This is a genomic window from Parendozoicomonas verongulae (genome assembly GCF_009711465.1).
Lineage (GTDB): Bacteria > Pseudomonadota > Gammaproteobacteria > Pseudomonadales > Endozoicomonadaceae > Sansalvadorimonas > Sansalvadorimonas verongulae.
On the sequence record NZ_SMME01000713.1, the window covers coordinates 1 to 6,602 of the forward strand.

At 51.2% G+C, this 6,602-nt stretch carries 6 protein-coding genes; 2 read left to right on the plus strand and 4 right to left on the minus strand.

Annotation, left to right across the window (positions count from 1 at the left end):
* Window positions 1-99: 99 nt before the first annotated feature.
* Both leuS and E1189_RS03600 read right to left on the minus strand, forming a co-directional pair.
* A complete protein-coding gene (gene leuS / locus E1189_RS03595) occupies window positions 100-2,667 on the minus strand; it encodes a leucine--tRNA ligase (protein WP_155158708.1) in 2,568 nt (855 codons plus the stop codon).
* A gap of 99 nt (window positions 2,668-2,766) precedes the next feature.
* Window positions 2,767-3,036 (minus strand): YihD family protein, encoded by a 270-nt coding sequence (locus E1189_RS03600; protein WP_155158701.1) that lies wholly within the window; start codon window positions 3,034-3,036, stop codon window positions 2,767-2,769.
* 266 nt (window positions 3,037-3,302) lie between these two features.
* On the opposite strand from E1189_RS03600, the gene E1189_RS03605 reads away from it, so the two are divergent.
* Window positions 3,303-4,409: a fatty acid desaturase gene (locus tag E1189_RS03605; protein WP_155158703.1), complete on the plus strand. Its 1,107-nt coding sequence runs from the start codon at window positions 3,303-3,305 to the stop codon at window positions 4,407-4,409.
* Window positions 4,410-4,422: 13 nt separating this feature from the next.
* Here the strand turns inward: E1189_RS03605 and E1189_RS03610 are convergent, their stop codons facing one another.
* A complete protein-coding gene (locus E1189_RS03610; RefSeq protein WP_155158705.1) occupies window positions 4,423-5,214 on the minus strand; it encodes a TatD family hydrolase in 792 nt (263 codons plus the stop codon).
* Window positions 5,215-5,354: 140 nt separating this feature from the next.
* The gene (gene msrB, locus E1189_RS03615; protein WP_155158706.1) at window positions 5,355-5,900 is read right to left on the minus strand and encodes a peptide-methionine (R)-S-oxide reductase MsrB; all 546 of its coding nucleotides are present in this window, start codon (window positions 5,898-5,900) and stop codon (window positions 5,355-5,357) included.
* A 140-nt stretch (window positions 5,901-6,040) separates the two neighbouring features.
* Between msrB and E1189_RS03620 the strand changes: the two genes are divergently transcribed.
* Window positions 6,041-6,457: a MarR family winged helix-turn-helix transcriptional regulator gene (locus tag E1189_RS03620; RefSeq protein WP_196221161.1), complete on the plus strand. Its 417-nt coding sequence runs from the start codon at window positions 6,041-6,043 to the stop codon at window positions 6,455-6,457.
* Window positions 6,458-6,602: the final 145 nt, after the last annotated feature.

Here is a 6,602-nt window from a genome sequence, read left to right on the forward strand (position 1 = left end):
TCGCATAATGATGGCGAGTGGATTTTTTCGATTTTCAAGGAACAACGCCGGCATGGCACCGGCGTTGTAGTGTTACAACCGTATTGTCAGCGAGTACTGTTAGTTGGCAACAATGTTCACCAGCTTTCCAGGCACAACAATCACTTTACGGATGGTCTTGCCATCGGTGAACTTCTGCACGTTCTCGTCAGCTCTGGCCAGTTCTTCCATCTGATCTTTGGAGGCATCCGCAGGCACTTCCAGCTTGGCGCGCACCTTGCCATTTACCTGAACAACCAGAGTAATGGCGTCTTTCTTCAGCGCGTTGGCATCAACCTTCGGCCATGGTGCATTCACCACAGGCTCTGCGTGACCCAGCTGATTCCAGATGGTGTGACCGATGTGAGGAACGATAGGGGCCAGCAGCAGAGTAGTAGCTTCCAGCGCTTCGCGGATAACCGCCTTGCCCTGCTCGCTATCGTCCTTGAACTTGCCAATAGCGTTAGTCAGTTCCATGATCGCAGCAATTGCGGTATTGAAGGTCAGACGCTTATCGCAATCTTCGGAAACCTTGGCAATGGTTTCGTGGGTCTTGCGGCGCAAGGTCTTCTGGCCATCGTTCAGCGCGCCCACGTCCAGAGCGGTCACTTTGCCCGCTTCAACGTGGGTAGCCACCATTTTCCAGAAACGACGCAGGAAGCGGTTCGCACCTTCCACACCGGACTCAGACCATTCCAGAGTCTGTGTAGGTGGAGAAGCGAACATGGTGTACAAACGCACGGTATCGGCACCGTACTGGTCGATCAGGTCCTGAGGGTCGATACCGTTGTTCTTGGACTTGGACATTTTGCCCATGCCCTGATGTACGACAGGGGTATCGGAATCTTTCAGGAACCACTCTTCCTTATCATCAACAACACGCTTCTCAACATCACCCGGCGCAACGTAGTGTTTTACGCCTTTTTCATCGAGGGTGTAGTTGATGTCAGCCAGTACCATGCCCTGACACAGCAGCTTCTTGAACGGCTCGTCGCTGTCGACCAGGCCTGCATCACGGAGCAGTTTGTGGAAGAAGCGGGAGTAGAGCAGGTGCATAACCGCGTGCTCGATACCACCGATGTACTGATCCACAGGCAGCCAGTAGTTGGCGGCTTTCGGGTCAAGCATCTGGTCGTCGGACTGCGGTGAGCAGTAGCGCGCGTAGTACCAGCTGGACTCCATAAAGGTGTCGAAGGTATCGGTTTCCTGAGTGGCAGGTTGACCGTTGTGAGTCACCTTGCACCATTCTGTGTCGGCCTTGATGGGAGACTGAATGCCATCCAGTTCCACATCTTCCGGCAGACGCACGGGCAGGTCTTCCAGAGGTACGGTCACTTCAGTGCCGTCTTCCAGATAGCGGATGGGGATGGGAGCACCCCAGTAACGCTGGCGGGACACACCCCAGTCACGCAGACGGTAGTTTACCTGCTTCTCGCCTTTACCTTCGGCAATCAGCTTGTTGGCGATGGCGTCAAAGGCAGCCTTGAAGTCCAGACCGTCGAACTCACCGGAATTCACCAGAATGCCTTTCTCGGTGATCGCCGCTTCAGCCAGATCGCCTTCCGCTTCGATAACCTGCTTGATGGACAAGCCGTAAACTTTAGCGAACTCGTAGTCGCGCTGGTCGTGGGCAGGAACAGACATCACTGCGCCGGTACCGAAATCCATCAGTACAAAGTTAGCTGCGTAAACAGGTACTTCTTCACCGGTAATGGGGTGAACAGCCTTCACACCGGTATCAACCCCTTTTTTCTCCATCGTGGCCATATCAGCTTCGGAGGTGGTGTTGCTCTTGCACTCTTCAATGAACTTGGCAAGAGCCGGGTTGTTGGCGGCTGCCGCTTTGCTCAGAGGGTGCTCGGCGGCGACTGCGAGGTAGGTCACGCCCATCAGGGTGTCTGGGCGCGTGGTGTAGATGCGAATCTCTTCATCAGAGCCAGCAACCTGGAAACCCATCTCCACACCTTCGGAGCGACCAATCCAGTTGCGCTGCATGGCCTTCACCTGCTCTGGCCATTCGTCCAGCTGGTCGAGGTCGGCCAGCAGCTCGTCGGCATAGGCGGTGATTTTGATAAACCACTGGGCCAGCTGCTTGCGCTCTACGATGGTATCGCAGCGCCAGCACTTGCCGTCTTCAACCTGTTCGTTAGCCAGTACGGTCTGGTCGTTCGGACACCAGTTTACGGCGCTCTCTTTTTTGTAAACGAGGCCTTTTTCGTACAGCCTGGTGAAGAACCACTGTTCCCACTTGTAGTATTCAGGGGTGCAGGTGGCCAGTTCACGGTTCCAGTCGTAACCGAAGCCCAGCTTCTTCAGCTGGCCTTTCATGTAGTCGATGTTCTGGTAAGTCCACGGTGCCGGGGCGGTCTTGTTCTTGATGGCTGCGTTTTCCGCAGGCAGACCGAAAGCATCCCAGCCCATAGGCTGCATCACGTTTTTGCCTTGCATGCGCTGGTAGCGGGACACAACATCACCGATGGTGTAGTTGCGCACATGACCCATATGTAGCTTGCCGCTGGGGTAAGGGAACATGGACAGGCAGTAGTATTTCTCTTTGCCTTCCTGCTCGGTGACAGCAAAGCTGTCGTTCTCTGCCCAGTACTTCTGGGCCTCATCCTCAATTTTCTGAGGGTGGTAATGCTCTTCCATCATTGCTCAAGATGCCTTGAGGCCCTGCGGGTGAAGCGGGCCAGATGAGTTGCCGGTAAACCCTGTAGGATACAACAGGCTGTCTGGTCGTAGTAGCTCTTAAGCGCTCTGAATACCGCGAGCTTTCAGAATGGCCGATTTAAAATCGGCTTCCACATCCTTGGCGATACCGGGAATCATGGCATCCTGGGAGCTGTTGCGCATTTTCAGGTGATAAATCAGGGTGTCATCTGTCAGGCTCGCGATATCACCCGCAAAGCCCGCTTCCTCCGCCAGTTTTACCAATATTTCCATCAGATTCAGGTGGCTCTCTTTTGTCCAGACAGGCTGGAGAAGTTCAATCAGCTCGTTTACGCGGTGGGTGCTCATGGTGGCTCCTGCTCAGGCAACGTTAAAAATAAGTTGAGAAATACAACTCATCCTAGCGGTTAGATTCACTGACAAACATTGTGGATAGTGCGGGGGGCTGAAACTATGGAGCGAATGGCTGCTAAAATGTTCTGTGACAATTTGAAACAAAGACTATCTTCAATGCTGTTTACAATAGCCAGCATAACAACAGGTACTACAAGAAGCTGCCTATCTGGCATAACAAGTGCCATGGCAGTTATATAAGATGATAAGAGAATAACTGAATGCAGAAACCACCTCTGATTGCCGTGACCACACTGCTGTTCTCCCTGACGTTTCTGGCAGCGGTTACCCTTGTGCCTTGGTATGCTTTTACCCATGGCTTTGAGGTTATTGAGTGGGTAATGTTTGCTGTGGTGCTTATGTTCAACGGCACAGCAATTACTGCAGGCTACCATCGTCTCTGGTCCCATCGTGCCTATAAAGCCCACTGGAGTTTACGGCTGTGGTTTGCCCTTTGGGGAGCCATGGCGATTCAGAACAGTGTGCTGCACTGGGCTTCTGGTCATCGTCGTCATCATGCCAGTGTGGACCATTACGATGACGACCCTTACTCCGCCAAACGGGGCTTCTGGTTCTCACATATCGGATGGATGCTGCGCAATTATGATAAAAGGTCGGGAGATTTTTCCGGCATCAAGGATCTTCAGCAAGATGCTATCGTGATGTGGCAGCACAAGTATTACATCCCGCTGGTTCTTTTGATGAATATTGGTTTGCCGGTTTTTCTGGGTTACCTGAACGGGGATATTCTGGGTAGCTTCTTGCTGGTTGGTGTGCTTCGTCTGGTGATGTCTCACCACAGCACTTTCTTTATCAACTCACTGGCTCATATCTGGGGCCGTCGCCCTTACACCGACAGAAACACAGCCCGGGATAATGATGTTCTGGCGCTGTTCACCTGGGGGGAGGGTTATCACAACTTCCACCATATTTTTCAGAGTGATTACCGCAACGGGGTACGCTGGTGGCACTACGACCCCACAAAGTGGATGATCTGGAGTGCCTCCAAAATGCGTCTGGCCTCTGGCCTGAGAAGAGTAAGTGACTTCCGTATTCAGAAAGCCAGACTGGATATGGAATTCAAGCGGGCAGTCCAGACGCTGACCTGCAAGAAAGCACTGGCGCAACTGGAAGAACAATATGAATCCCTGCTGAGTGCACTCAAGGAGTGGTCAGCCCTTCACCAGCAAAAACTGGAAGCAAAAGCCGAAGAGTTGAAACAGCAGTGGGAACATTCCGATGCCCATGTTCGTTACATTGAACTGAAGAAGAGTATTCAGGAGCAGCAGGCTCGCTGGCAGCTTATTCGCAATGGGCACCCGGTTTAGGAGGTGTTGGTAATCAAATCCTGAAAAACGCTTTCGCGGTTGCAGTGGTTTCCGCTGCAACCTGCTCAAAACTCTTTCCTGTTTGTTCAGCAATCGTATTCACCACTTCCACAAGAAAGGCTGGCTCGTTGCGTCGGCTCTTGGGTTTTGGTTTGAGAGTGCGTGGTAGCAGGTAGGGGCAGTCGGTTTCTAGCATTAGCCGATTCGCAGGAATATCTTTCAACAGCGGGTGCAGGTGAAAACCTCTGCGCTCGTCACAGACCCACCCGGTGATACCGATATGTAAATCCAGATCAAGATAGCGATAAAGACTTTCTTTATTGGCGGTGAAACAGTGCACAACCAGATCGCTCATATCATCCCGGTAAGCTTTCACAATATCTGCAAAGTGTTTTGACGCATCGCGCTCATGACAGAAAAGAGGTAAGCCTTTGTCGATTGCCAGCTCAATCTGTTTTTCAAAAACCTGCTCCTGAACCGGGCGCGGAGAAAAGTCCCGGTTAAAGTCCAGACCGGCCTCCCCTACTGCTACCACTTTGTCTGATTCGTACATATCCACCAGCTCAGTAAAGTGCTGCTCAGTAGCATCCTTCGCATAGTGGGGGTGAATGCCTGCCGTGGTGAAACAATGATCAGGATACTGTTCGGCAAGCTTCAGGGTGTGCTGAGATTCTTCCAGAGTTGTTCCCGTCAGAATCATGGTTGTGATGCCAGTTTCCAGAGCCCGTTCTACTACATCATCCCTGTCTTTATCAAAGGCTTTATCACCAAGATTTACACCAATATCAACCAGCGCTGGCTTCATGGAAAACTGTCCACATACAAGTTATTAACAGCCAAAGAATAACGGTTTGAGAGGATCTTTTACAGGATGTATTAGCAGGAATGTTAAGTTGTGGATAAGTCTAGGTAGCCTCTAACACTGCTACCAGAGTAAGCATCCACTTACTTATCTGCAAAGTAGCTGACATACTGCCCATAACCTTCTTCTTCCAGTTTATCCACAGGAATAAAGCGCATGGCAGCGGAGTTCATACAATACCGCAAACCCGTTGGCTGGGGGCCATCTGTGAATACATGGCCAAGATGTGAGTCTGCATGTTTCGAACGAACTTCCACCCGCTTCATAAAGAAGGTGTTATCTTCCCGTTCAACGATATTGGCCGACTCCAGAGGGCGGGTAAAACTTGGCCAGCCCGTGCCGGATTTGTATTTATCCAGAGAGCTGAACAGCGGTTCGCCAGATACAATATCCACATAGATGCCCGCTTCTTTGTTATCCCAATATGTGTTGGAGAATGGCCGCTCTGTGCCTTCTTCCTGAGTGACTTTGTACTGAAGAGGTGTCAGTTTTTCTTTCAGTTCAGCCTGTGTATAACCAGACGGATGCTGTGTGCCTGCAGTGCTTTTCTCAAGTGGCGCACTGATAACAAAGCTGGACAACAGAGCTATGGTGGATGCTGCGACAGCGGCGGTGAACAGTTTTTTCATCACTCACTCCTGAATCTGTTTTTGCCTGTATTGCCCTTCTATACGCGCCGACTTTTCACATGGATTCAGGCAATCAACCCCGCTTTATATACGTACAAAAGCTATTGACCATAGTTCGCAGGCAAACCAAAATCCCAGCCATGGAAAAGAAATTATACTTTTTGCTTAATCAAGCCCAGCAGAAGCTTTATAAGGAAATGGACCGTGAGACCCTCGCTGAACTCGGCGTAACGTCGGCCCAGGCTGCAGCTCTGTATCATTTACAACAACGGAACGGATGCCTTCAGGCAGAACTGGGCAAGGCACTGGGTTTGGGGAAAGCTGCCACCAGCGGCATGGCGACCCGGCTGGAAAAACTGGGGCTGATAAAACGCACACCATCACCAGTGGATGGCCGCGGGCAACGACTGCTTCTTACTGTTGACGGGCTACAGGTTCTCGTGAAGGCACGCCCCCTGTTAAATCATATGAACAAAGCTCTTGAAGGCGGCTTTAAAGAGAAAGAGCTGGAAGTGGTACGGCGCTACTTGAACTCTATTATTGAGCGTCTGGGATAAATCCTACGTGCAGTCAATCGGGTGAAAGCCCGATTATTTCTAAAATAATGGTTCGCTATAGAACCAGTTTTAAGACAACTTCCCATGCTATTTCAATATGCAGCACTGCGGATACCACTAGGGTCTGTTGAGGTTTTATGATCGA